Annotated in this window: 15 protein-coding genes; 11 read left to right on the forward strand and 4 right to left on the reverse strand. The window is 61.9% G+C overall.

All coding sequences use genetic code 11. The features are described from left to right. The first annotated feature begins 2 nt into the window (after positions 1 to 2). From treZ to PSJE_RS03650, 8 genes are all read left to right on the forward strand, one after another. Positions 3 to 1,799 (forward strand): malto-oligosyltrehalose trehalohydrolase, encoded by a 1,797-nt coding sequence (treZ, locus tag PSJE_RS03615; protein WP_090455072.1) that lies wholly within the window; start codon positions 3 to 5, stop codon positions 1,797 to 1,799. Further along, on the forward strand, positions 1,796 to 3,874 hold the full coding sequence (gene malQ / locus PSJE_RS03620; protein WP_090455071.1) for a 4-alpha-glucanotransferase: 2,079 nt from the start codon (positions 1,796 to 1,798) through the stop codon (positions 3,872 to 3,874). The genes treZ and malQ overlap by 4 nt, the downstream gene beginning before the upstream one ends. Further along, entirely contained in the window at positions 3,871 to 6,666 is a 2,796-nt protein-coding gene (locus tag PSJE_RS03625; RefSeq protein WP_090455070.1) for a malto-oligosyltrehalose synthase, read from the forward strand. Before malQ ends, PSJE_RS03625 begins: the two co-directional genes overlap by 4 nt. A 21-nt stretch (positions 6,667 to 6,687) precedes the next feature. After that, entirely contained in the window at positions 6,688 to 7,005 is a 318-nt protein-coding gene (locus tag PSJE_RS03630; RefSeq protein WP_090455069.1) for a DUF2934 domain-containing protein, read from the forward strand. A 229-nt stretch (positions 7,006 to 7,234) separates the two neighbouring features. Beyond that, on the forward strand, positions 7,235 to 9,397 hold the full coding sequence (gene glgX / locus PSJE_RS03635; RefSeq protein WP_090455068.1) for a glycogen debranching protein GlgX: 2,163 nt from the start codon (positions 7,235 to 7,237) through the stop codon (positions 9,395 to 9,397). 213 nt (positions 9,398 to 9,610) lie between these two features. Continuing rightward, on the forward strand, positions 9,611 to 10,369 hold the full coding sequence (locus PSJE_RS03640) for a PIG-L deacetylase family protein (protein ID WP_057714959.1): 759 nt from the start codon (positions 9,611 to 9,613) through the stop codon (positions 10,367 to 10,369). 114 nt (positions 10,370 to 10,483) lie between these two features. Next, entirely contained in the window at positions 10,484 to 11,248 is a 765-nt protein-coding gene (locus tag PSJE_RS03645) for an endonuclease/exonuclease/phosphatase family protein (protein ID WP_090455067.1), read from the forward strand. 181 nt (positions 11,249 to 11,429) lie between these two features. After that, a complete protein-coding gene (locus PSJE_RS03650; RefSeq protein ID WP_090455066.1) occupies positions 11,430 to 14,018 on the forward strand; it encodes an autotransporter family protein in 2,589 nt (862 codons plus the stop codon). Positions 14,019 to 14,193: 175 nt separating this feature from the next. Here the strand turns inward: PSJE_RS03650 and glgB are convergent, their stop codons facing one another. The 3 genes from glgB to PSJE_RS03665 all read right to left on the reverse strand — a co-directional run bounded on the left by glgB (position 14,194) and on the right by PSJE_RS03665 (position 21,996). Further along, the gene (glgB, locus tag PSJE_RS03655; protein WP_090455065.1) at positions 14,194 to 16,425 is read right to left on the reverse strand and encodes a 1,4-alpha-glucan branching protein GlgB; all 2,232 of its coding nucleotides are present in this window, start codon (positions 16,423 to 16,425) and stop codon (positions 14,194 to 14,196) included. A 2-nt stretch (positions 16,426 to 16,427) separates the two neighbouring features. After that, positions 16,428 to 19,769, reverse strand: a complete 3,342-nt coding sequence (gene treS / locus PSJE_RS03660; RefSeq protein ID WP_090455064.1) for a maltose alpha-D-glucosyltransferase — start codon at positions 19,767 to 19,769, stop codon at positions 16,428 to 16,430. Between the two features lie 232 nt (positions 19,770 to 20,001). Continuing rightward, entirely contained in the window at positions 20,002 to 21,996 is a 1,995-nt protein-coding gene (locus PSJE_RS03665; protein WP_090455063.1) for an alpha-1,4-glucan--maltose-1-phosphate maltosyltransferase, read from the reverse strand. 215 nt (positions 21,997 to 22,211) lie between these two features. Here PSJE_RS03665 and PSJE_RS31245 point away from each other — a divergent pair, with 215 nt between their 5' ends. Then, a complete protein-coding gene (locus tag PSJE_RS31245; RefSeq protein ID WP_167362862.1) occupies positions 22,212 to 22,379 on the forward strand; it encodes a hypothetical protein in 168 nt (55 codons plus the stop codon). A 37-nt stretch (positions 22,380 to 22,416) separates the two neighbouring features. Here the strand turns inward: PSJE_RS31245 and PSJE_RS03670 are convergent, their stop codons facing one another. Further along, positions 22,417 to 22,914: an MgtC/SapB family protein gene (locus tag PSJE_RS03670; RefSeq protein WP_057714964.1), complete on the reverse strand. Its 498-nt coding sequence runs from the start codon at positions 22,912 to 22,914 to the stop codon at positions 22,417 to 22,419. 121 nt (positions 22,915 to 23,035) lie between these two features. Here PSJE_RS03670 and PSJE_RS03675 point away from each other — a divergent pair, with 121 nt between their 5' ends. Both PSJE_RS03675 and ccoG read left to right on the forward strand, forming a co-directional pair. Beyond that, positions 23,036 to 23,269, forward strand: a complete 234-nt coding sequence (locus tag PSJE_RS03675) for a DUF3203 family protein (RefSeq protein WP_057714965.1) — start codon at positions 23,036 to 23,038, stop codon at positions 23,267 to 23,269. Between the two features lie 195 nt (positions 23,270 to 23,464). Next, positions 23,465 to 24,877: a cytochrome c oxidase accessory protein CcoG gene (gene ccoG / locus PSJE_RS03680; protein WP_090457863.1), complete on the forward strand. Its 1,413-nt coding sequence runs from the start codon at positions 23,465 to 23,467 to the stop codon at positions 24,875 to 24,877. Positions 24,878 to 24,915: the final 38 nt, after the last annotated feature.

The raw sequence follows: 24,915 nt of genomic DNA on the forward strand, positions 1-24,915 counted from the left end.
AGATGCCGTTACGGACCCTTGAGACCTGGCCCCACGGCGCAATCATGCTGGACGCAGAGCACACGCGATTCGCGTTGTGGGCGCCAGATGCGTTCTACGTCAGTGTCGAACTGGAAAATGGACAGTCCTTGCCGTTGCTGCCCCAGGCCGACGGCTGGTTCGTGAGCAACATCCGATGCGCGGCGGGCACGCGTTACCGCTACAGCATCGACGGCGAACTGGAAGTGCCCGACCCGGCCTCCCGCGCTCAGGCCGGCGATATCGACCGGCACAGTGTGGTGGTCGATCCGCTGGTCTATGCCTGGCAACACAGTGCCTGGCTGGGACGGCCATGGAACGAAGCGGTGATCTACGAACTGCATGTCGGTGCGCTCGGCGGCTTCAGCGCCGTCGAGCAGCATCTGGCGCGGCTGGTCGAACTGGGTGTCACCGCGATCGAACTGATGCCCGTCGCGCAGTTTCCCGGTGAGCGCAATTGGGGTTATGACGGCGTCCTGCCCTACGCGCCCCAGGCGTCATACGGCTCCCCCGAGCAGCTCAAGCACTTGATCGACACCGCCCACGGCCACGGCCTGGCGGTGATTCTCGACGTGGTCTACAACCACTTCGGCCCGGATGGCAATTACCTGCATCGTTATGCCAAGGGCTTTTTTCGCGAAGACAAACACACGCCGTGGGGCGCGGCCATCGACTTGCGCCGTCGCGAAGTACGAGACTTCTTCATCGAAAACGCCTTGATGTGGCTGCTGGAATACCGTTTCGACGGTTTGCGCCTGGACGCGGTGCACGCCATCGAAGACCCGGATTTCCTCCAGGAACTGGCACGACGGGTGCGCCAGCAGACGGGCCCGACGCGGTATGTGTGGCTGATGGTGGAGAACGAACACAACCAGGCCAGCCTGCTCGAACAGGGTTACGACGCGCAGTGGAACGATGACGGCCACAACGCCCTGCATGTGTTGCTGACCGGGGAAACCGACGCCTATTACGCCGATTACGCGCAAAACCCCACCGAGCAACTGGCGCGCTGCCTGAGCCAGGGTTTCGTGTTCCAGGGCCATCTCAACCGCCATGGTGTGGCGCGGGGTGAACCCAGCGGGCATCTGCCGCCCAGTGCATTCATTCTGTTTTTGCAGAACCATGACCAGATCGGCAACCGGGCCTTCGGCGAGCGCCTGCATCAACTCGCCCACCCGCAAGCGTTGCGGGCCGCCACGGTGCTGCTGCTGTTATCGCCGATGATTCCGCTGCTGTTCATGGGCGACGAATTTGCGGTCGAGCAACCCTTCCTGTTTTTCACCAGCCATCATGGTGAATTGGCCAAGCAGGTTCGCGACGGCCGGCGCAGCGAGTTCGCGTCGCTCAGCGCCTTTGCCGACCCGATCCTGCGCGAACACATTCCGGACCCGAATGATCCGCAGACGTTTGCAGCGTCCCGCCCGGTCCTGCCATCGACCGGCCATTGCGAGATGCACGACCTGTATTGCCGCCTGTTGCAGATCCGTCACCGGCACATCATCCCGCGCCTGCCGGGCGCCCAGGCACTGGGAACCGATGTGCTGGGCGAAGGCGCGGTCAGTGCATCCTGGCGCTTGGGCGATGGCAGCCAGCTGCGCATTGACCTGAACCTCAGCGCCAGGCCTGTAGTCCATACCTCACAGACCGATGCCATGCGCTTGTTCGAATACCCGCCACAGAACCCCGACCTGCCGGCTACAAACACTCTTGCCCCGTATTGCGCGCTCGTCAGCCTCGCCGCCGCAGTCCCCTTTGCTACCTCGTTTGGAGAGCGTCCATGAGTGATGCGCAACTGGAAATCCTGGCCAGCCGTGCCGGCCTCGCCGTCGACTGGATCGACGCCAACGGCCGCCCGCAAAAAGTCGCGCCGTCCGTGTTGCGCAACGTGCTGGCCGGCCTGGGCCACCCGGCCGGCAGTGCCCAGGAAATCGACGCCAGCCTGCTGGAACTGCAAGAGGCGCAACAGACCCATCACTTGCCGCCATTGATCACCGCCGATGCGGGGATGGGCCTGGACCTGGCGCGCTTTTTCGAGCCCGGGACCCCATGCGAAATCCACCTGGAGGACGGTTCGCGGCTCAACCTGAAACTGGACGCCAACGCAGTGCTGCCGGGGCTGGTACCGGTCGGCTATCAACAGATCAGCATGGACGGACAAAACTTCACTCTCGCCGTGGCCCCGGCCCGTTGCTACAGCGTGGCCGATGCCGTGGACAACCCGATCCCTCGAGCCTGGGGCCTGAGCGTGCAGTTGTATGGACTGCGCCGCCCCGGCGACGGCGGGTTTGGTGACACCCAGGCGCTGGAGGACCTCGCCCGGGTAGCCGGCGAGCGTGGTGCCGAGGCGCTGGCGATCAGCCCGCTGCATGCGATGTTTTCCAGTGACACCCAACGCTACAGCCCGTATTCACCGTCCAGCCGTTTGTTTCTCAACAGCCTTTACTGCGCCCCCGGCACCATTCTCGGCGAACGCGCGCTGCGTACCGCCATCGATGCAACCGGGCTGGCCATTGAACTCAAGGCGCTGGAGGAGCGTCCGCTGATTGACTGGCCGGCCGCCGCCGAAGCCAAGCATCGGCTGTTGCAGTCGCTGTACGAAGGTTTCGTCCAGGGTGAACACCCCTTGCACGAAGACTTCAGCAGCTTTCGTCACGCCGCTGGCGAAGCGCTGGAAAACCACTGCCGCTTCGAAGCCATCCAGGAGGCACGCGCCGCCCGGGGTGAACACCTCGACTGGCGGCAGTGGCCCGAACCCTGGCGCAACCCGCGCAGCGCCGAACTGGCGGCATTCGCCGAAGAGAATGCCGGGCGCATCGGCTTCTTCGCCTTCTGCCAGTGGCTGATCACGCGCTGCCTGGAGCGCGCGCAAACCGCCGCCCTCGCCAGCGGCATGAGTATCGGCCTGATCGCCGACCTGGCCGTTGGCGCCGATGGCGGCGGCAGTCAGGCCTGGAGCCGTCAGGACGAACTGCTCGCGTCCCTCACCGTCGGCGCGCCACCGGATATTCTCAACCGCACCGGCCAGGGCTGGGGGATTTCCGCGTTCTCCCCTGAAGGCCTGGTGCGCAATGGTTTCCGGGCCTTCATCGAAATGTTGCGGGCCAACTTCGCCCACTGCGGCGGCTTGCGCATCGATCACGTCATGGGCTTGCAGCGTCTATGGGTAATCCCCAACGGATCGCCGCCAGCCGACGGCGCTTACCTGTACTACCCGGTGGACGATCTGCTGCGTTTGCTGACCCTGGAATCCCATCGTCACCAGGCCATCGTCCTCGGCGAAGATCTCGGCACTGTGCCGGACGGCCTGCGGGAAAAACTCATCGCCCGTTCGATGCTGGGCATGCGGGTATTGCTGTTCGAACAGGACAACACGCACTTCAAGCCGATCCTCGACTGGCCCGACAACGCCCTGGCCACCACCAGCACCCATGACCTGCCGACCCTCAACGGTTGGTGGCATGGTCGCGATATCGACTGGAATGCCCGGCTCGGCATGGTCGATGCCAGCGGTGAAATCGAATGGCGCCAGCACCGCGAACGCGAGCGCGAAGGCCTGCGCCGGGCGTTGAGCCAGGACCCGCAGAACTTTCGCGAAGAGTCCCACGAAACCGACCAGGTGCTCGATGCCAGCGTGCGCTTCCTCGGTCATACCCGGGCACCCTTGGTGCTGCTGCCCCTGGAAGATGCCCTTGGCGTCGAACAGCAAGCCAACCTGCCCGGCACCACCGACACCCACCCCAACTGGTCGCGGCGCTTGCCCGGATACAGCGAAGCCTTGCTCGACGGAGCGGATGCCGCACGACGCCTGGAACTGCTCGCCTGCGCGCGGCTCCAGGCGGCCGAGCGTGATCGATGACCCAGGTGCCGACCCGACCACTGCGCGCCACCTTGCGCCTGCAATTTCACAAAGGCTTCACGCTCGAAGATGCGGTGCCACTGGTGCCGTATTTCGCCCGCCTCGGCATCAGCCATGTCTACGCCTCCCCACTGTTGCGCGCCCGCGCCGGGTCGATGCATGGCTACGACGTGGTGGATCCGACCAGGGTCAATCCGGAACTGGGTGGTGAGGCAGCGCTGAACAGCCTGGTCAGCGCCCTGCATGGGCACAACATGGGGTTGATCCTCGACGTTGTCTCCAACCATATGGCGGTCGGCGGCAACGATAATCCCTGGTGGCTGGATTTGCTGGAGTGGGGACGCCTGAGTCCTTACGGAGAGTTTTTCGATATCCAGTGGCACTCATCCGACCCGTTGATGGAAGGCCAGTTGCTCCTGCCGTTTCTGGGCAGCGACTACGGCGTCGCGTTGCAGGACGGCACCCTGCCCCTGCGATTCGATGCCTGGCACGGCACCTTCCATGTCGAGCACTACGAACACCGCTTTCCCATTTGCCCCAGCGATTACGGGGAGCTGCTCAGGACCGATGCACCGCTCGATACGCAACAGGCCGAACAACTTAAAAACCTGGCCGATCGCTTCAGCACCCTGAGCTACCAGACCGACGCCCACAGCCTGGCCCTGCCATTGAAAGCAGAACTTCGCGATCTGGTCAGCGATCCGGCCATTGCCCAAGCCATTGAGCAGCACCTGAACAACTACGTCTCACTGACCGGCGAAGGCTTCCAGCGCCTGCACAACCTGCTGGAACGCCAGAGCTATCGCCTTGCCAGTTGGCGCACCGCCGCCGATGACATCAACTGGCGGCGCTTCTTCGATATCAATGAGTTGGGCGGACTGCGCGTCGAGCGTCCCGCCGTGTTCGAAGCCACCCACGCGAAGATCTTCCAACTGGTGGCTCAAGGGCTGATCGACGGGTTGCGCATCGACCACATCGACGGCCTCGCCGACCCGCGGGGCTACTGCCGAAAACTGCGCCGCCGGGTCGACAGCCTGTCAGCGGGCCGCCACCTGCCCATCTATGTGGAAAAGATCCTCGGCGAAGGGGAAACCCTGCATCGCGACTGGTCGGTGGACGGCACCACCGGCTACGAATTCATGAACCAGTTGTCACTGTTGCAACAGGATCCACGGGGCGCGCAGACACTGGCCGAACTCTGGCACCGTCACAGCGAGCGGCCCGCCGACTTCTGCCAGGAAGCACAACTGGCCCGTCAACAAATCCTCGGTGGTTCCCTGGCCGGAGATTTCGAAAGCGTCGCCCAGGCCCTGCTGCAAGTGGCCCGGGACAACCTCATGACCCGCGACCTGACCCTCGGCGCCATTCGCCGGGCCTTGCAGGCGCTGATCGTGCATTTCCCGGTGTACCGCACCTACATAGGCCCCCTTGGCCGTTCAGCCCGGGACGAGGCGTTTTTCCGCCAGGCCATGGACGGTGCCCGCCAAACCCTGGGCGAAGCGGACTGGCCGGTGCTCGACTGCCTGGCCGGCTGGCTCGGCGGTGAACCCTGGCGTTCGCGCCCGGCCGGGCGTGAACGCAAGCGTCTGAAGCACGCCTGCGTACGTTTCCAGCAACTGACCTCGCCGGCGGCGGCGAAATCGGTGGAAGACACCGCGCTCTATCGGTCGGCCGTCCTGCTCTCGCGCAATGACGTTGGCTTCAACACCGAACAGTTCAGCGCACCGGCCGCCGACTTTCATCAGGCCTGCATCGAGCGCCTCGACACCTTCCCGGACAATCTGCTGGCCAGCGCCACCCACGACCACAAGCGCGGCGAAGATTCACGGGCGCGGCTGGCGGTACTGAGCGAGCGCAGCGGCTGGTACGTCGACCAGATCGGCCTGTGGCGCGCCCTTGCCCGGCCCTTGCGCAACGACGATCAAATGCCATCGTCGGGCGATGAAATGATTCTGTACCAGACGATTCTTGGCAGTTGGCCGCTGGAGTTGGGGATCGATCATCCGCCGTCCCTCGAGGACTACGCAAAACGTATCTGGCAGTGGCAACGCAAGGCCCTGCGTGAAGCCAAACTGCAAAGCAGCTGGAGCGCGCCCAATGACCCTTACGAGCAAGCGACAGAGGACTTCATCCAGCGCCTGTTGCTCAGCCCCGAAGGTGAGCTGTTGCGTACGGCCCTGGCCAAGGCTGCCCGTTCGATTGCCGCCCCCGGCGCACTCAATGGTTTGGCGCAAACCTTGCTGCGCATGACCGTGCCCGGCGTGCCGGATTTGTATCAGGGCAACGATTTCTGGGACTTCAGCCTGGTCGACCCGGACAACCGTCGTCCCGTGGATTACGCCAGCCGCCAGCAGGCGTTGCAGCAAGCGGTGGACCTGCCGGACTTGTTGCAGAACTGGCGTGACGGACGCATCAAGCAAACCTTGATTGCGCGCACCCTGAGCCTGCGCGCCGAGCATGCCGAGCTGTTTCGGCGTGGCACCTACCAGGCCCTGGAAGTGGTGGGCAGCGAGGCCCATCGAGTGCTGGGATTTGTCCGTGAACGGGAGGGGAAACGCGCCATTGTGATTGTGCCGATACGTTGTGCCGATCTGCTGGAAAACGGTGCCGAACCACAGGTCCACGCGCCGCGGTGGGGCGAAACCCGGGTCAAACTGCCGTTCGCCGACCCTGACGAACATCTGCAGGGACTTTTTTCCGGCATCACAGTCACAAAACACAGGGAGCTGTTGATCAGCGCCGCGCTGGGGGATTTCCCGGTCAATCTCATTATTCAAACTACCCACACTTGAGTTCAGTTCAGGAGCATTGCGATGAGTACCGACGAAAAACGCATCCGCGAATTTGCCTATCAGATCTGGGAATCCGAAGGAAAACCCGAAGGCCAGGAAGCCCGCCACTGGGAGATGGCGTGCAAACTGGCGGACGCCGAAGCCCTGGCCCCGAAAAAACCGGCCAAGGCTGCCCCGAAAACCCCGGTCAGCAAAACGGCCAATGGCAAGGCTGGCGATGCCAAGGTCGCCGCGCCAAAAACCAAGGCCAAACCGGCAGCGGCTTCAAAAGTGATCCCGCCGGGGGAAAAGGCCGTCCAGAAAAAGCCCCGGGCTGCGCGAAAACCGCCAGCGGTTTGAATATGTCTTGAGGCCCCTTCGCGGGCAAGTCGGACCGCCGCACCGCCGCTCCCACAGTGTTTGAAGGTGTGGCTGCAATCTGTGGCAACTCACAATACCTGTGGGAGCGGGCTTGCCCGCGAAGAGGCCATCACTTCCAGCATTGATGTTGCCTGACACACCGTTTTCGTCGGAGCGCCGCCCGGAGCAAGCTCGCTCCTACAGGTAACCCCCGTTTACAGGAGTACCTATGACCAGTCCGAAGAAAGCCGCCGCGCCAGCCCCTCGTGCCGAAACCACACGAATCCGCGAAGGCCTGCCCTTTCCGCTGGGTGCCACCTGGGATGGACTGGGAGTCAACTTCGCTCTGTTTTCCGCCCACGCCACCAAGGTTGAACTGTGCCTGTTCGACGACGCCGGCGAAGTGGAACTCGAACGCATCGAACTGCCCGAATACACCGACGAGATTTACCACGGCTACCTGCCCGACGCCCATCCGGGGTTGGTTTATGGCTATCGCGTCTACGGTCCGTACGACCCGGCCAACGGCCATCGCTTCAACCCCAACAAACTGCTGATCGACCCCTACGCCAAACAACTGGTGGGCAAGTTGAAATGGTCCGAAGCGCTGTTCGGCTACACCATCGGCCACCCCGACGCCGACCTCAGCTTCGATGAGCGCGACAGCGCGCCCTTCGTGCCCAAATGCAAGGTCATCGACCCGGCGCACACCTGGGGCCACGATCATCGTGTCAGCGTGCCGTGGGACAGGACGATCATCTATGAAACCCATGTGCGCGGCTTCAGCATGCGTCACCCTGCCGTCCCCGAAAACCTGCGCGGCACCTTTGCCGGGTTGATGGTCGATGAAGTGGTCGAGCACATCCGCAAACTCGGTGTGTCGACCGTGGAGCTGCTGCCGATCCATGCGTTCGTCAACGACCAGCATTTGCTGCACAAGGGCATGACCAACTATTGGGGCTACAACAGCATTGCGTTCTTCGCCCCCGACCCGCGGTACCTGGCCAGTGGCAAGATTGCCGAATTCAAGGAAATGGTCGCGCACCTGCACGAAGCCAATCTGGAGGTGATCCTCGACGTGGTCTACAACCACACCGCCGAGGGCAACGAACAAGGCCCGACCCTGTCCATGCGCGGCATCGACAATGCGTCCTACTACCGCCTGATGCCCGATGACAAACGCTTCTATATCAACGATTCCGGCACCGGCAACACCCTGGACCTGAGCCACCCGTGCGTGCTGCAAATGGTCACCGACTCCCTGCGCTACTGGGCTACGGAAATGCACGTGGACGGCTTTCGCTTTGACCTCGCAACCATCCTTGGGCGCTATCACGACGGTTTCGACGAACGCCACAGTTTCCTGGTGGCCTGCCGCCAGGACCCGGTGCTGCGCCAGGTCAAACTGATCGCCGAGTCATGGGACTGCGGCCCCGGCGGTTATCAGGTCGGCAATTTTCCGCCGGGCTGGGTCGAGTGGAACGACAAGTTCCGCGACACCGTGCGCGCCTTCTGGAAAGGCGACGACGGGCAACTGGCGGACTTTGCCAACCGCCTGACCGCTTCGGGCGAAATGTTCAACCAGCGTGGCCGGCGGCCTTACTCATCGGTCAATTTCGTCACCGCCCACGACGGTTTCACCCTCAACGACCTGGTGTCCTACAACGACAAGCACAACGAAGCCAACGACGAAAACAATCAAGACGGCAGCAACAACAACCTGTCCTGGAACCACGGCGTCGAAGGCCCCACCGACGATCCCGAGATCAACGCGCTGCGCCATCGGCAGATGCGCAATTTCTTCGCCACCCTGCTGCTGGCCCAAGGCACGCCAATGCTGGTGGCCGGCGACGAGTTCGCCCGCACCCAGGACGGCAACAACAATGCGTACTGCCAGGACAGCCAGACCGGCTGGGTCAACTGGGATCTCAGCGACGACGGCAAGGCCCTGCTCAAGTTCGTCAAACGCCTGATCAAGTTGCGCCTGACCTACCCGGTCCTGCGGCGCGGGCGTTTCCTGGTGGGTAATTACAACGAGGACATCGGCGTCAAGGACGTGACCTGGCTGGCGCCGGACGGTGCGGAAATGACCACCGAGCATTGGCACGATGCGCACAATCGATGCCTGGGCATGCTGCTCGATGGCCGCGCCCAGGAAACCGGCATTCGCCGCAAAGGCGTCGACGCGACATTGATGCTGGTGGTCAACGCACATCACGACATCGTCAATTTCCGGCTGCCTGAAGTGCCTGACGGTGGTTTCTGGACATGCATGATCGACACCAACCAACCGTCGATCCGCGGCCAGGAGCGCTTTGAGTTTGGCCACGAGTACTCGGTCACCGGCCGTTCGTTGCTGCTGTTCGAATTGCAGCATGAGGAAGAAGAGTAAAAGAGACGCCAGGTATTCATAGCCGTGACACCGCAGGGCGGAAATATCATTGCGGACAACTTCACGACGCGACGAATAGCGTTACATGAGCAATACTCGATTTGCGGCAATCCAGGGTTTGGCTTGTCGCGCCGCTATCCACCAGCCCTCAAGGGTCTGCCGGGCTTGTCCCATGCACGACTGAAGGCGACGCAGAACAAGGACGTATCCACCATGAAACCCGTTTCCCTGAGCGAAGTCAGCCTGCCCTCACAGATCTGGAACAGCGCCCCGCAACTGGACAGCATTCCGGTCATCAACACCCAATCCCTGGTACCCACCGGCGCACGCGTGGTGCTCATTGCCCCGCACCCTGGCGATGAAGTCGTGACCTGCGGCGGCCTGCTGCAATTGCTCAGTAACCTGGGCCACCCGCTGCAATTGATCTCGATCACCGACGGCAGCGCCAGCCATCCGGGGTCACAGCAGTGGTCGGAAAAACGCCTCAGCGTGTTTCGTCCCCAGGAAAGCGTGGAAGCCATACGTCGACTCGGGTTGCCGATGCACAGCCTGAAGTGGATTCGTGGCGGGTTTACCGATAACGCGCTGGCGGAGCAGGAAGATCAGATCGCCCGATTCATCACGCGCTACCTGCGCCCAGGTGATGTGGTGTTCAGCACCTGGCGCCAGGACGGCAATGTCGACCACGACACTGTTGGCCGCGCGAGCGCCAGGGCGGCGGCCAATATCGGGGCCACCTACAACGACGTACCGTTCTGGGCCTGGCACTGGCCGGCACGGGACCGGGAGCTGATTCCCTGGCACCGTGCCCGCAAGGTGCGCCTCGATACCTGGACCGTCGCCCGCAAGAGTCACGCCACCCATGCCTACGCCAGCCAACTGGACGGCGAACCGGCCATCGGCCTCGCGCCGTTGCTGCCCCGGCCGCTGCTGGAGCGTATCCGTTTGCCTTATGAAATTGTGCTGGTTTGAAAACGCAGCCCATTGGACTGAACTGCCTGCCATCGCATCAGTCGCATACATAAGCAGCCCTGAGTCAGAGGAGTGCATGTGGCCAGTCATTCAAAACCGCAGGTAACCGAATCAATGCCATTGAACACGCCCCCGGCGATTCATCGGCTTCGCGTGCTGACGGTCAACACCCATAAGGGTTTTACCGCACTCAACCGGCGCTTCATCCTTCCTGAATTGCGTGAAGCGGTGCGCAGTACGTCGGCAGACCTGGTGTTCCTGCAGGAGGTCGTCGGCGAGCACGACCGCCACTCCTCCCGCTACAACGATTGGCCACAAACCTCGCAATATGAATTCCTCGCCGACAGCATGTGGAGCGACTTCGCCTATGGGCGCAATGCCGTCTACCCCGACGGTCACCATGGCAATGCCCTGCTGTCGAAATATCCGATCCGCGAGTATCGAAACCTGGATGTTTCCATTACCGGCCCGGAACGCCGTGGCTTGCTGCACTGCGTGCTGGACGTACCGGGTCATCGCGAAGTGCATGCGATCTGCGTTCACCTCAGCCTGCTGGAAAGCCATCGTCAGCTGCAATTGCAGTTGCTCTGTCAGCTCCTCGAGTCCCTGCCGGATGATGCGCCGGTGATCATTGCCGGCGACTTCAACGACTGGCAGATGCAGGGCAATGCCACCCTTGCCCGCCACGATTACTTGCACGAAGCCTTCGAACGCCACCTGGGTCGTCCTGCCAAAACCTACCCCGCGCGGTTTCCCTTGCTGCGCCTGGACCGTGTCTACCTGCGCAACGCCAGCAGCCATGAGCCGCAAATACTGGGAAACAAGCCGTGGACGCACCTGTCCGACCATTTGCCGCTGGCGGTGGAAGTGCATCTCTGAATCACGGCCATCAGGCGTCTGCTCCTGTGAAACCGCCCCCCACCTGTTATTTCTGACAGTAGCCACATTCAAGCGGTGCCTGCTACGTTGGTGATGCCCTGCCGATGCCGACAGGGGAAGTCGGTCCTGGCCATTCCTGGCGGCCAAAGGAACGGACGTTGATCCCATCGCGGAGGCAACCATGGAGTTTTCGACAGATCTGCCCAAATACCGTTTCAGCGCCTGCCTGTTCTCGATCTGGTTATGCGCGAACTGGCCCCAGGCTGCCGACGCCGCCTGCACACTCACCCCCACCGCCGGTAACGACAACTTCGTCTGCGACAGCGCCACCAGTGGGCCGTTGACCGACTTGTCCGGTAATAACTCCCTGACCTTTCCTGCCAACAGCACCGGCAGGATCAACGGCAACCTGACCTTCGGCGCCGGCGCCGACACGGTGAACATGGCGTCCGGTACCGTGGCCGGCGCTGTGGATCAGGGCGACGGGGCGGATAGTTTCACGATCAGCGCCGGGCAAGTCACCGGCGCGGTCAGCCAGGGCAATGGCATCGATAACTTCAGCATGTCTGGCGGGACCCTTGAGTCCCTGGCCCAGGGCGACGGCCGCGACACCTTCCTGATGACCGGCGGCACCATCGTTCGCGCCTTCGAGGACGGCGACATCGCCAGGATGACAGGCGGCACCATCGGCCGGGTCGACATGAAGCTCGATAAAAATATTTTCGATATATCCGGCGGGGAGATCCGCGCCAACCTGGTGACCGGTCTAGGCACCGATACCATCATCGTTTCCGGGGGCCGTATCGGCGGCAACATCAGTGTCAGCAACGGCAACGACAGCATCACAGTCACCGGTGGCGAAATCGTCGGCGAGATCCGCGCCGGCAATGGCGATGACACCCTGGTGTGGGACGGCGACGGGATCATCCGCTCGCAAATCCTGCTGGAGGCCGGCAACGACAGCGCCACCCTGCGCAACCTCAGCGAAAGCACCCTGGCCCTCACCCCGAGCATCGATGGCGGTGTCGGCAATGACCTGCTGACCTTCGATCACACCACCTCGTCCGGCGCCGCCCGGTATATCCACTGGGAAACGGTCAACCTCGGCAACGGCTCGCGCTTTGATCTCGATGGCACTTTTCAACTGGGGGACAGCACCACGGGCACCGGCGTGTTCAATGTTGATGGCAGCAGTACGCTGACGTCGGTGCAGGGCAGCATCACGCCATTGACCGCGGGCCGGCTCGCGACCTTGAACAACAGCGGGGTCATCGACCTCACTCGTGGCAACTCGCGCACCAATGACAGCCTGACGGTTGAAGGCAATTACGTAGGTAATGGCGGCCAATTGCTGTTGCAAAGCGCCGTGGGCGATGACAGTTCTCCCAGCGACAAGCTGGTGGTCAACAACGGGACATTGACCGGCAGCACCCTGATCAGCGTCACCAATGTTGGCGGCGCGGGTGCCCTGACCCGGCAAAACGGTATCCAGTTGGTACAGGCCCAAGGCACGGCAGTCAGCGGCAACACCGCGTTCGCCCTCAAAGCCCCGGTGTCGGTTGGCGCCTTCGATTACCGCCTGTTCAAAGGCGGTATCACACCGGGCAGCGAAAACAGCTGGTATTTGCGCTCCTCTGTGGTGGCACCGCCAGTGGTTGCCGTCGCCAACCCTGATCCCGCCTTGCCGCCGACGCTGGTGCCTATCGTGGCAGTGCCGGTGGCTGCACCAGTGGTTGTGGCCACAACAGCTGAAGGGGTGGCAACGGTCGAAGTCCCGGTGTTGCCGGCTGCCGTACCCGGCGCCGCACCAATCCCCCTGTATCGCGAGGCGGTGCCAACCTGGTCGGTGGTGCCGCCGGCGGCAGCACAGTTGGGCCTTACCGCTTTGGGCACCTTCCATGACCGTCAGGGCGATCAGCGCCTGCTGACGCAAACCGGTGCGCTCAGTACCGGTTGGGGCCGGGTCTACGGCAAGAACCTCGAGCAGACCTGGGCCGGCACCGTTACGCCAAGACTGGACGGCTCGCTCAATGGCTTTCAGGTCGGCAATGATCTGTTCGGCTCAGCGTTGGCGGGTGGGCAAACCCAGCGCAGCGGTTTCTTCATCGGCCATAGCCGCTTGCAAGGCGATGTCGACGGTTTCAATCAGGGCTTCGAAGGCAAGCGCTCCGGCAACGTCGAGTTGAAAGGCGACAGCCTTGGCGTTTACTGGACCCTGACCGACCCCACCGGCGCGTATCTCGATACCGTGGCCATGTACACCTGGCTCAATGGCGACAACCGTTCCGAAAGTGGACTGAAGATCGACAATGACGGGCACGTAACGACGTTATCGGCAGAAGTCGGCTACCCGATCCCGGTGGCCGGAAACTGGGTGGTCGAACCCCAGGCCCAGGCGATTTACCAGAAGGTCAAACTCGACAGCCAGGACGACGGCGTTTCCCATGTCTCGTTCGATTCCGACAGTGCGTGGACTGGCCGCGTCGGCGCACGCCTGAAGGGTCTCTACGAGGTCGGCGGGCGGCCGGTGGAACCCTATCTGCGGGCCAACATCTGGCACACCTTTACGGGTACGGATACGGTCACCTTTGACCATCTCGATCAGATCGAAACCCAACAACGCACCTCGTCCGCCGACCTCGGTATCGGCATGGTGCTGAGCGTTGCGGCCTCGGTCAGCATGTACGCCGGACTCGACTACACCAGCAATATCGACAGCAACCAACAACGGAAAACGTTCGGTAACCTGGGGGTCCGGGTGGAGTGGTGATGAAAGACAACCACGCTAACGGGTTGATTGGCAGCCTGGGTGTACGGTTGCGCTGGTGAGGGAATACTTCAAAAGATGTTTTGACCAGGCTGGCCCCTTCGCGAGCAAACCAGCTCCCACAGTCATCCAATGTGGGAGCGAGCCTGCTCGCGAAAGGCAGCAACGCGGATCTGGATCAGCCCTGCGGCCGCAACATCAACACCGCCAACGGCGGCAAATTCAGCACCAGCGACAACGCCTGGCCATGGCTCGGCGTTTCCTCGGCAACCGCCCCGCCACTGTTGCCGTAGTTGGAACCGGCATAGATGGACGAGTCGCTGTTGAGCACCTCGTTCCACTGCCCGGCAAACGGCACCCCGACGCGATAAGCCTCGCGTGGCACTGGCGTGAAGTTGGCCACCACCAGCACCGGTTCGCCGTCCTTGCTCCAGCGCAACCACGCATAAACGCTGTTGATCGCGTCATCGCCGATCAGCCATTGGAAACCCTGCGGCACGTCGTCCTGCTCATGCAGCGCCGGCTCTTCGCGGTACAAGCGGTTGAGGTCGGCCACCAGTTTCTGCACCCCCTGGTGCTCTGGGTATTGCAACAGGTACCAGTCCAGTTGCTGGTCATGGTTCCACTCGCGCCACTGGCCGAACTCGCAGCCCATGAACAGCAGTTTCTTGCCCGGATGCGCCCACATGAAACTCAGGTAGGCCCGCAGGTTGGCGAATTTCTGCCAGCGGTCGCCGGGCATCTTGTCGATCAGCGAGTGTTTGCCGTGCACCACTTCATCGTGGGAGATCGGCAGGATGAAGCGCTCGGACCACGCATACACCAGGCCGAAACTCAGTTCGTTGTGGTGATGGGCGCGGTACACCGGGTCCTGCTGGATGTAATGCAGCGAGTCGTGCATCCAGCCCATGTTCCATTTGTAGGCAAAGCCCAGGCCGCCCTGTTGCGTGCCCTGGCTTACACCGGGCCATGCGGTGGATTCCTCGGCGATCACCAGCGCACCGGGCGCTTCGAGGGCCACCACGTCATTGAGGTGACGCAGGAAGTCGATGGCTTCCAGGTTCTCCCGCCCGCCATGGCGGTTCGGCACCCACTCGCCGGCCTTGCGCGAGTAGTCGCGGTAGAGCATCGAGGCCACCGCATCGACCCGCAGGCCGTCGACGTGGAAATGCTTGAGCCAGTGCAGCGCCGACGCCAGCATGTAACCATGCACTTCGGTGCGACCCAGGTTGTAGATCAGCGTGTCCCAGTCCTGATGGAAACCTTCCTGCGGGTTGCCGTACTCGTACAGCGCCGTGCCGTCGAACTGGGCCAGGCCGTGGGTATCGGTGGGGAAATGCGCCGGCACCCAATCGAGAATCACCCCGAGTTCGGCCTGGTGGCAGGCGTTGATGAACGCGGCGAACTCGTCCGGCGTGCCATACCGCGCACTCGGCGCGAATTGCGACAACAACTGATAACCCCACGAGCCGCCGAACGGGTGCTCCATGATCGGCATCAGTTCGATGTGGGTGAAACCGAGGTCTTTGACATAGGGAATCAGCCGCTCGGTCAACTCGGGCCAAGTGTACTGGCGGGCCACTTCGCCCAAATCGTCCAGCTCGCATTGCCACGAGCCGGCGTGCAATTCGTAGATCGACAACGGCGCCGTCACCCGCTGGCGGTCACCACGGGTCATCATCCAGTCCTGATCCTGCCAGTCGATGTTCAAGGGTGAAGCGACTTTCGAGGCGGTGTCCGGTGGCAGGCTGGTGGCCAACGCCACGGGATCGGCCTTCAACGGCAGGATGCCGTGGGCGCCGAGAATCTCGTATTTGTAGGTGTCCCCGGCTTGCAGGCGCGGGATGAACAATTCCCAGACGCCTGTGGGGTGACGCAGTCGCATCGGGTGCCGGCGCCCATCCCAGACGTTGAAATCACCGACCACCGACACCCGCCGGGCATTCGGCGCCCACACGGCGAAACGCACGCCGGAGATGCCGTCCACGGTTTTCAGTTGCGCGCCCAGGCACCCGCTGAGGTCGCGGTGATTGCCTTCGGCAAACAGATACAAATCCATTTCGCCCAACAACGGACCGAAGCTGTAAGGATCTTCTGCCGTTTGCTCGCCGCCGGCCCAACGGGTACGCAGCAGATACGCTTGCGCACGTTCGAAATGCCCGACAAACAATCCCGGCGTCTCTGTGGCTTCAAGTTGGCCGAGCTCTTGTCCGGTATCCCTGGCCAGCACCTGCACACTCAAGGCACCCGGCAGATACGCGCGAATGAATTGCCCGCCAGCGCCATCAGCGTGGGGGCCAAGAATCGCAAAAGGATCGATATGCTCGGCGCGCACCAATGCGTCGATATCCCGCGCCTTGGGCAGCAGCGCTTCTTTGTGATGACCCTGTTCCTTGTTCGAGACACTCATGACTACTCTCCATCAAGATCGGAAAAGGGTTTAAGCCCACTCAATAATCCATATAAACCGTGCAACGGCACGGGCAACCAGGCGGGGCGATTTTCCGCCTCATAAGCCACTTCATACGCCGCCTTCTCCAGACCGAACAACGCCAGCGCGGCATCCTCGCCTTCGGGATCTTGCCATGCATGGGCAAGACTAGCTGCCGCCAGCCGATAAGCGTCGACAAATGCTTGCCGCGCCTCGCTCAAGTAGCGATCGGTGACCCGCAAGCGCGCGGCATCGGCCGCTGCGGTGTTATCGACGCTCTGCACGTTGATCGCCATCGCCGCCGCATAGTCGAAGGACCGCAGCACGCCGCTGACATCCTTGTACGGGCTGTGTTTGCCCCGTCGTTCATGCAATGGCCGGGCCGGTTCGCCTTCGAAGTCGATCAGGTAGGCATCGCCCTTGATCACCAGCACCTGCCCCAGGTGCAGGTCGCCGTGTACACGAATGCGCAAGCCGCCCGCGGTCTTTTTGCCCAACGCCTGTACATGGCCGAGGATGGCTTTCTTGTTTTCCAGTAAACGGCCGACCAGGGTCTGGTCCGCCGGGTCAAGTTGATTTTTATGCTGCTTGAGCAAGTTCAGCGCGCGCTCGATTTGCGCCGCGACATCCTTGGCCGAGGCCAGCGCCTCCTTCTGCGTAGTGACCTGGGGCAAGAAGTCCGGGTTGGCACTCGGCGCCGCCAGCACCTGGTGCATTTCCCCCAGACGCTGACCAAGCATAGCGGCGAAATCTTTCAGTTCGCCGAGCGCGTTGTAATGCTGTTCCTGCTCGGACACGGCGTCGGCCAGTTCATCACGAAGCGCCCGTTCGAGGTTGTTCTGGGTCCATTCCCAGGCGTCGCCCTGATTGCTCAGGTAGCCTTGGGCGATCATCAGCAAATTATCTTCACCCGCCCCGTCCCGGCGCACCACGGCCCCCAGCAATGGTGAAATATTGCTGAACCCGGCTTGCGTCAGGTACGCGCTCATTTCCAGCTCAGGGTGCACGCCGCAGGCGACCTTGCGGATCAGCTTCAGCACCAGGCTGTTGCCGATCACCACCGAGCTGTTGGACTGTTCGGCGGACAGGTAACGCACCGGCGAGTCGGCATTGAGGCCGAGTTTTTCCAGTTCGGCGGTGGACTCGAAGCGAATGTCGCCATCGCTGGAGGCCAATACGGTGCCGGCCTGAATGCCCTGCAATACGGCATGCACAAAGGTGTCCAGGCTGAAGGCATCGGTGATCAGGCCGACCTGGCGCCCACGCCGTACCCGCGACAATGCCAATTGCTGCGGCAAGGGAGTACCGACCTGATCTTCCGAGATAAAACCGAACGGCAACTGGTAGCGGCTGCTCTGGCCACCGCTGGTGACATTGATCTCGCTGAACAGCACCGGGTGCTGCGGATCGCCGAATCGCACGCCATAGGCCAGTTCGACCTGTTCGATGGCGGCGTCCTTACCTGCGAACCAGCGGCGGTTCTGCAACCAGTTGGGCAGGATGCCTTGCACCAGCGTGTTGCGTGACGGCGCTTCGAGCAGTTCCTCCATGCGTTTTTTCAGTACCAGCGTGGTGAAGTCCGGCAGGCTCTGTGCGGGTTCCACGTGCCAGCTCGGCATCTGATTTTCCGCGGCGAGGCCGAACCAGTAAAAGCCGTAAGGCGCCAGCGTGAGAAGGAAATTCAGCTGGCCAATGGGCGGAAATGCGTTACCCCCGAGCATTTCCACCGGCACCATGCCGACGTAGGCCGACAGATCGAGCTCGGCGGCCTGGGCGCTGCGCGACACGTTGGCCACGCACAGGATGATTTCGTGCTTACCGTCCGCCCCGGTGTATTCACGGGTGTAGGCCAGAATCCGCCGGTTGCTCGGCGACAGCATCTTCAACGTACCACGCCCGAAGGCCTTGGAATGCTTGCGCACGGCAAGCATGCGCCGGGTCCAGTTCAATAGCGAATGCGGGTCGCCAGCCTGGGTTTCGACGTTGACCGACAGGTAGCCGTATTGCGGGTCCATGATCGGCGGCAGCACCAGACTCGCCGGGTCGGCTCGGGAGAAACCGCCGTTGCGATCGATGGACCATTGCATGGGCGTGCGCACACCGTCGCGGTCGCCGAGGTAGATGTTGTCGCCCATGCCGATCTCATCGCCGTAATACAGGGTCGGCGTGCCGGGCATGGACAGCAGCAGGCTGTTGAGCAGCTCGACCCGACGGCGGTCGCGTTCCATCAGCGGCGCCAGGCGGCGGCGAATCCCCAGGTTGATCCGGGCGCGACGGTCGGCGGCGTAATAATTCCACAGGTAGTCGCGTTCCTTGTCGGTGACCATCTCCAGGGTCAGCTCATCGTGGTTGCGCAGGAAGATCGCCCATTGGCAGTTGGCGGGTATATCCGGGGTCTGGCGCAGAATGTCGGTAATCGGGAAACGATCTTCCTGGGCCAGCGCCATATACATGCGCGGCATCAACGGGAAGTGGAAGGCCATGTGGCATTCATCGCCGTTCAGGCCTTTCTTGTCGGTGTCGCCGAAGTACAACTGAGTATCTTCCGGCCACTGATTGGCCTCGGCCAGCAACATGCGGTCGGGGTAGTTGGCGTCGATTTCCGCACGGATCTTTTTCAGGACGTCGTGGGTTTCCGGCAAGTTCTCATTGTTGGTGCCGTCGCGCTCGATCAGGTAGGGAATCGCGTCCAGACGCAAGCCGTCGATGCCCATGTCGAGCCAGTAACGCATCACCGACAGCACCGCTTTCATGACCTGCGGGTTATCGAAATTCAGGTCCGGCTGGTGGGAGTAGAAACGGTGCCAGAAGTATTGGCCGGCGACCGGGTCCCAGGTCCAGTTGGACTTCTCTGTATCGAGAAAGATGATGCGGGTGCCATCGTATTTTTGATCGTCATCGGACCACACGTAGAAGTCCCGCGCCGCCGATCCGGGTTTGGCCTTGCGCGCCCGCTGGAACCACGGGTGCTGGTCGGATGTGTGGTTGATGACCAGTTCGGTGATCACCCGCAGGCCGCGCTTGTGCGCCTCGGCAATGAAGCGCCTGGCATCGGCCATGGTGCCGTAGTCGCTGTGTACGCCACGGTATTCGGCGATGTCGTAGCCGTCATCGCGCCGTGGCGAGGGATAGAACGGCAACAGCCAGATGGTGTTGACGCCCAGGTCGGCGATGTAATCGAGCTTGGCGATGAGGCCGGGAAAGTCGCCAATCCCGTCGTTGTTGGAGTCGAAATACGATTTGACGTGGACTTGATAGATCACCGCGTCCTTGTACCAGAGCGGGTCCTTGATGAACGTGGCTGCCTTGGGTTTCTTCGCCATGTGCAACTCCTGGTGAATTCGACTTGGCCACAGGCTGAGAATCCCCTGTGGTGAGGATGCTTACCTGTGGCGAGGGGGCTTGCCCCCGTTCGGCTGCGAAGCAGTCGTCAATACAGCGACTTGGTGTGTTGGAAAGAAAGAGCGGGGCCGCTTCGCGACCCAACGGGGGCAAGCCCCCTCGCCACAGGCAGCCCCCTCGCCACCGGCAAGCTCGCTCCCACAAGTTCAGCGTCTACGCGGTAATGCGCCAAATCCCGAACGGCTGATACGCCGGGTCGATCCGCATGAACTGCTGCTTGCCGTGCCAGGTCCAGCGATGACCATTCATCAAATCTTCGCCCTGGGTGCTGGCGTAGTCAGGCAAGCCCATGTCCCACAACGGCAACTCGAAGTTCGCTTCCTGCACGTTGTGCGGATCGAGACTGACCGCCACCAGAATGAAATTGCCTCCATCGGCGCTGCGCTTGCCGAAGTACAGGATGTTGTCGTTCCAGGCGTTGTAGACCTTCAGGCCCAGATGCGTGTGCAACGCCAGGTTCTGCCGTCGGATGCGGTTGAGCTGGGCGATCTCGGCAATGATGTTGCCCGGCGCGTTGAAGTCCCGCGGGCGGATCTCATACTTCTCGGAATCGAGGTATTCCTCCTTACCCGGTACCGGAGCCGACTCGCACAACTCGAAACCCGAATACATGCCCCAAAGGCCCGAGCCCATGGTCGCCAGCACGGCGCGAATGAGAAACCCGGGACGCCCGGATTCGTGGAGGAACGCCGGGTTGATGTCCGGTGTATTGACGAAAAAATTCGGCCGGTAGCATTCTCGCCACGGCGACTCGTTGAGTTCGGTGAAGTAGGTCGCCAGTTCGGCCTTGGTGTTGCGCCAGGTGAAATAGGTGTAGCTCTGGGAGTAACCGACCTTGCCCAGGCGCGCCATCATTGCCGGGGTGGTAAAGGCTTCGGCGAGGAAGATCACCTCGGGGTACAGCGCCCGTACATCGGCGATCAGCCATTGCCAGAACGGCAACGGCTTGGTGTGCGGATTATCGACGCGAAAGATCTTCACGCCCTCCTCGACCCAGCCCACCACAATGTCGCGCAGTTCCACCCACAGGCTCGGAATCGCCTCGGGGGCATAGAAGTCGACGTTGACGATGTCCTGGTATTTCTTCGGTGGGTTCTCCGCATATTTGATCGTGCCGTCCGGCCGCCAGTTGAACCAGCCGGGGTGTTGCTTGAGCCATGGATGGTCCTGGGAACACTGGATGGCAAAATCCAGGGCGATTTCCAGACCATGGGCCGCGGCGGCCGCCACCAGTCGGCGAAAGTCTTCGCGGGTACCCAATTGCGAGTGAATCGCCTCGTGCCCGCCTTCCTCGCTACCAATCGCATAGGGGCTGCCCGGATCATCGGGACCCGCCGTCAGCGAGTTGTTCGGGCCTTTGCGGTAGCTGCGCCCGATCGGGTGGATCGGCGGGAAATACAGCACATCGAAACCCATGTCCTGGATCATCGCCAGCCGCGTATGCACGTCATTGAAGGTGCCATGGCGAGTCGGGCTGTCGGTGATCGAGCGCGGGAACAATTCATACCAACTGGCGAACTGCGCCAGTTCGCGCTCGACATCCACCGGGTACTCCGGGCTCAGGCTCAGGTAGGCGCGATGATTGACGCGGGCCATGAGGTCGGCGCTACGCGGGTGCAAAAACAGTGCGACCTGCTCGGTTTCGAGCAGTCCTGACAGTTCATGGTGCAAGGCCGCCAGTTGCTCGCTGAGTAGCCCTTCGCTACGTTCGGCGGCCTGCTGGACATGAATCCGCCCTTCCTGCAATTCCAGACTGACGGGCACTGCCGCCGCATGCTTCTTTTCCAGCTCATGGCAAAAACTGGCGAACTGATCGATCCAGGCTTCGATACAGAACAGATAACGGCCCTGGCTGTCGACCCGGAACTGCCCCTGCCAGCTGTTATTGCCCAGGTCGTTCATGGCCGCGCTTTGCCAGGCGTCCTCGTCCTCGGCCCGCCAGCGCACGCGCACCGCCAGCTTGTCATGCCCGTCGGCGAAGACCTTGGCCGTCACCACCACGTCCTGCCCCACCACGGCCTTGACGGCGAATTGTCCGCCTACAAGGATCGGCATGATGTTTTCAATGACGATACGCGGCAGCAACAACGCCTGCGACAGCGGCATGTGCGGGTTGTAGCTCAACTCAGTCGGTTTTTCAGCCGTCATCGAGCCTCTCTCCTTACGCCCCATGGACGCGCTTGTGTCTGGTCGCCACCCCGCCGGGCAATCCGCCCCGGGATGCACTCACTTAGGTTCCGAGCGACAGCCGCCGGGAAAGTTTCATCGGCAATTCCCGGAATCAAGTCCTTCGCGCTGCGGTCAACCCATCAGTCCACCTACTTAAGCACGACTCACGCCATGTGCCACCGGAGGCTTGAACAATGAACAATCCATTCCCGGCTGAAACCCCCGACCCTAACATCGACAACCCGGTGATCCCACCCAGCGATCCGCAACCGGTGCCCGAACAGGATCCGCCCGGCACGAACCCGCCACCAAGGGAAGAACCGCCAACGACGATGCCGCCGGTGATTGTGCCCCCTGAATGACGACAGTTGATCGCACCCATACTGCCGGGGAACGATCTCATTGGTGATCCTTGTCGATCAGTTTCACAATCCCCGGCATCACACTGAACACTCCCAGCGCCAACAACGTACTGAACACCGCCGTCGCCTCCCGGCCCAGCCCGGCCGCGACGCCGATGGCGGCGGTCATCCACAGGCCGGCGGCGGTGGTCAGGCCCTTGACGTGCCCCTCATCGCCGTCGCGGTTTTTCAGGATAGTGCCAGCCCCCAGGAAGCCGATCCCGGCAATCACGCCCTGCACCACCCGGCTCATGGCATCGGCCTGTGAGCCGGACATCTGCGGCACCAACACGAACAGCGCCGCCCCCATTGCCACCAGCATGTGGGTGCGCACGCCGGCGGCCTTGCCCTGGTGTTCACGCTCGAACCCGAGAATTCCGCCCAGCACCGCGGCCATCAACAGGCGCACGGTCACTCGCGTCAATTGCGAGGCATCGCCAATGTCGGCGAACTCGCCTTGCAGCGTCACCCAGACTTCGTGCCACCAAGTGTTCATGGGATTGTCCTTGTGAGGGGCCATGGACGGTGGACCGCAGCGACCATTAATCGGTTGCACAGAACGATGACCGGCGGTTGCGGCCTGAAACTTTAGTTTCCACTGAAAAAAGGATCCCGCCATGACCGTACGCATCGAGAACCAGACCTGCTTTTTCACCACTGAAAATGGCGAACTCATTCGTCTGTGTCCCGACGTCACCATCATCACCGACGGTGCCATGGCCATGTCGGCAGTGGACATCGAAGGCGAGCGCATCTACATCACGGAAGCCGAGGCCGACGCCTTGACCGTCGCAGGCGCGGTGGATGGACGCCGGCACCTGAAAGCTACCGACAGTGGTTCGGTGATTTGACCGGGATTGATCCGCACTTACCGCCGCTGTTTTGCAAAGCTCCATGGACCCTGCAGCGGTGGCTGCTTCAAGTTGTCGCAGTCCGTGCAAACATGGCCATCTGATCCGCTTTTTAATGCAATACCTGAGTCTGTTATGCAAACAGATCGCCGCTCATAGTGCTCATGCCTGATGGAGGCTGATGAGCGAATGACCATGAGCGAAAGAATCCCCGTCCGAACCGTAGAAACATTCGAGCCTTCGCGCCCCAAGATGAAGGCCAAATCCAGCGACAACCTGATCCACACCCGCAGCTTCACCGGGCTATACCGCAACCTGCGCATCAGCGGCGCCGGTTTTCTGTTTGTGCTGTTTTTCGGCACCGTGTGGCTGAACTGGGGCGGCCGCCAGGCGGTGCTCTGGGATCTTTCGCAAAGCAAGTTCCATATCTTCGGCGCGACCTTCTGGCCGCAGGATTTCATCCTGCTCTCGGCGTTGTTGATCATTGCCGCGTTCGGCCTGTTTGCGATCACCGTGTTCGCGGGCCGGGTCTGGTGCGGCTACACCTGCCCACAAAGTTCATGGACCTGGATCTTCATGTGGTGCGAGAAGATCACCGAAGGCGAACGCAACCAGCGGATCAAGTTGCAAGCCGCGCCGTGGGGCCTGAACAAGCTGATGCGTCGCGCGGCCAAGCACACCTTGTGGCTGGCCATCAGCCTGCTGACCGGCCTGACCTTCGTCGGCTACTTCACGCCTATCCGGCCGTTGGCCGAAGAGCTGCTGACCTTCCAGATGAGTGGCGTCAGCCTGTTCTGGGTGCTGTTTTTTACCGGCGCCACGTACATCAATGCCGGTTGGCTGCGTGAAGCGGTGTGCATGCACATGTGTCCCTACGCGCGGTTCCAGAGCGTGATGTTCGACAAGGACACCCTGACCATTTCCTACGACGCGGCCCGTGGCGAGAGTCGTGGCCCACGCAAGCGCGAAGTCAAACCGGCCGAGGTCGGGCTGGGTGATTGCATCGACTGCCAGCTGTGCGTACAGGTCTGTCCCACCGGCATCGATATCCGCGACGGCTTGCAGATGGAATGTATCGGTTGTGCGGCGTGCATCGACGCCTGTGACTCGATCATGGACAAAATGGGCTACGCCCCAGGGTTGATCAGCTACACCTCCGAGCATCAGTTGCAGGGTGGCAAGACACACCTGCTGCGTCCGCGCCTGATCGGCTACACCGCCGTACTGCTGGTGATGATCGCAGCTCTGGTGATGGCGCTGGTGGAACGACCGATGGTGTCTCTTGATGTCAGCAAGGACCGGGGCCTGTTCCGCGAGAACAGCCAGGGGCAGATCGAAAACATCTACAGTCTGAAGGTGATCAACAAAACCCAGCAGCGTCAGGACTATCAATTGAGCCTGGTGGATGCCGATGATTTCCAGTTGCAGGGCAGGACCGAATTCAGCCTGGCGCCGGGCGAGATTGTCGATGTGCCGGTGTCGGTGGCGATGCTCACGGAGCGTCCGGCCAGCAGTTCACAGAGCATCGGCTTCAAGGTGGTCGACAGCGATGAGCCTGGCGTCTACAGCGTGGCGAAGAGCCGGTTTGTGGCGCCAATGAATCGCTGAGCCTTTAAGATGCTGACCTTTGTAAGTTGTGGCCCCTC

This window comes from Pseudomonas jessenii (assembly GCF_002236115.1).
Classification (GTDB): domain Bacteria; phylum Pseudomonadota; class Gammaproteobacteria; order Pseudomonadales; family Pseudomonadaceae; genus Aquipseudomonas; species Aquipseudomonas jessenii.

Coding starts and splice junctions, on each gene's coding strand:
- treZ (WP_090455072.1), top strand. CDS start 3: ATGCCGTTACGGACCCTTGAGACCTGGCCCCACGGCGCAATCATGCTG.
- malQ (WP_090455071.1), top strand. CDS start 1,796: ATGAGTGATGCGCAACTGGAAATCCTGGCCAGCCGTGCCGGCCTCGCC.
- PSJE_RS03625 (WP_090455070.1), top strand. CDS start 3,871: ATGACCCAGGTGCCGACCCGACCACTGCGCGCCACCTTGCGCCTGCAA.
- PSJE_RS03630 (WP_090455069.1), top strand. CDS start 6,688: ATGAGTACCGACGAAAAACGCATCCGCGAATTTGCCTATCAGATCTGG.
- glgX (WP_090455068.1), top strand. CDS start 7,235: ATGACCAGTCCGAAGAAAGCCGCCGCGCCAGCCCCTCGTGCCGAAACC.
- PSJE_RS03640 (WP_057714959.1), top strand. CDS start 9,611: ATGAAACCCGTTTCCCTGAGCGAAGTCAGCCTGCCCTCACAGATCTGG.
- PSJE_RS03645 (WP_090455067.1), top strand. CDS start 10,484: ATGCCATTGAACACGCCCCCGGCGATTCATCGGCTTCGCGTGCTGACG.
- PSJE_RS03650 (WP_090455066.1), top strand. CDS start 11,430: ATGGAGTTTTCGACAGATCTGCCCAAATACCGTTTCAGCGCCTGCCTG.
- glgB (WP_090455065.1), bottom strand. CDS start 16,425: ATGAGTGTCTCGAACAAGGAACAGGGTCATCACAAAGAAGCGCTGCTG.
- treS (WP_090455064.1), bottom strand. CDS start 19,769: ATGGCGAAGAAACCCAAGGCAGCCACGTTCATCAAGGACCCGCTCTGG.
- PSJE_RS03665 (WP_090455063.1), bottom strand. CDS start 21,996: ATGACGGCTGAAAAACCGACTGAGTTGAGCTACAACCCGCACATGCCG.
- PSJE_RS31245 (WP_167362862.1), top strand. CDS start 22,212: ATGAACAATCCATTCCCGGCTGAAACCCCCGACCCTAACATCGACAAC.
- PSJE_RS03670 (WP_057714964.1), bottom strand. CDS start 22,914: ATGAACACTTGGTGGCACGAAGTCTGGGTGACGCTGCAAGGCGAGTTC.
- PSJE_RS03675 (WP_057714965.1), top strand. CDS start 23,036: ATGACCGTACGCATCGAGAACCAGACCTGCTTTTTCACCACTGAAAAT.
- ccoG (WP_090457863.1), top strand. CDS start 23,465: ATGAGCGAAAGAATCCCCGTCCGAACCGTAGAAACATTCGAGCCTTCG.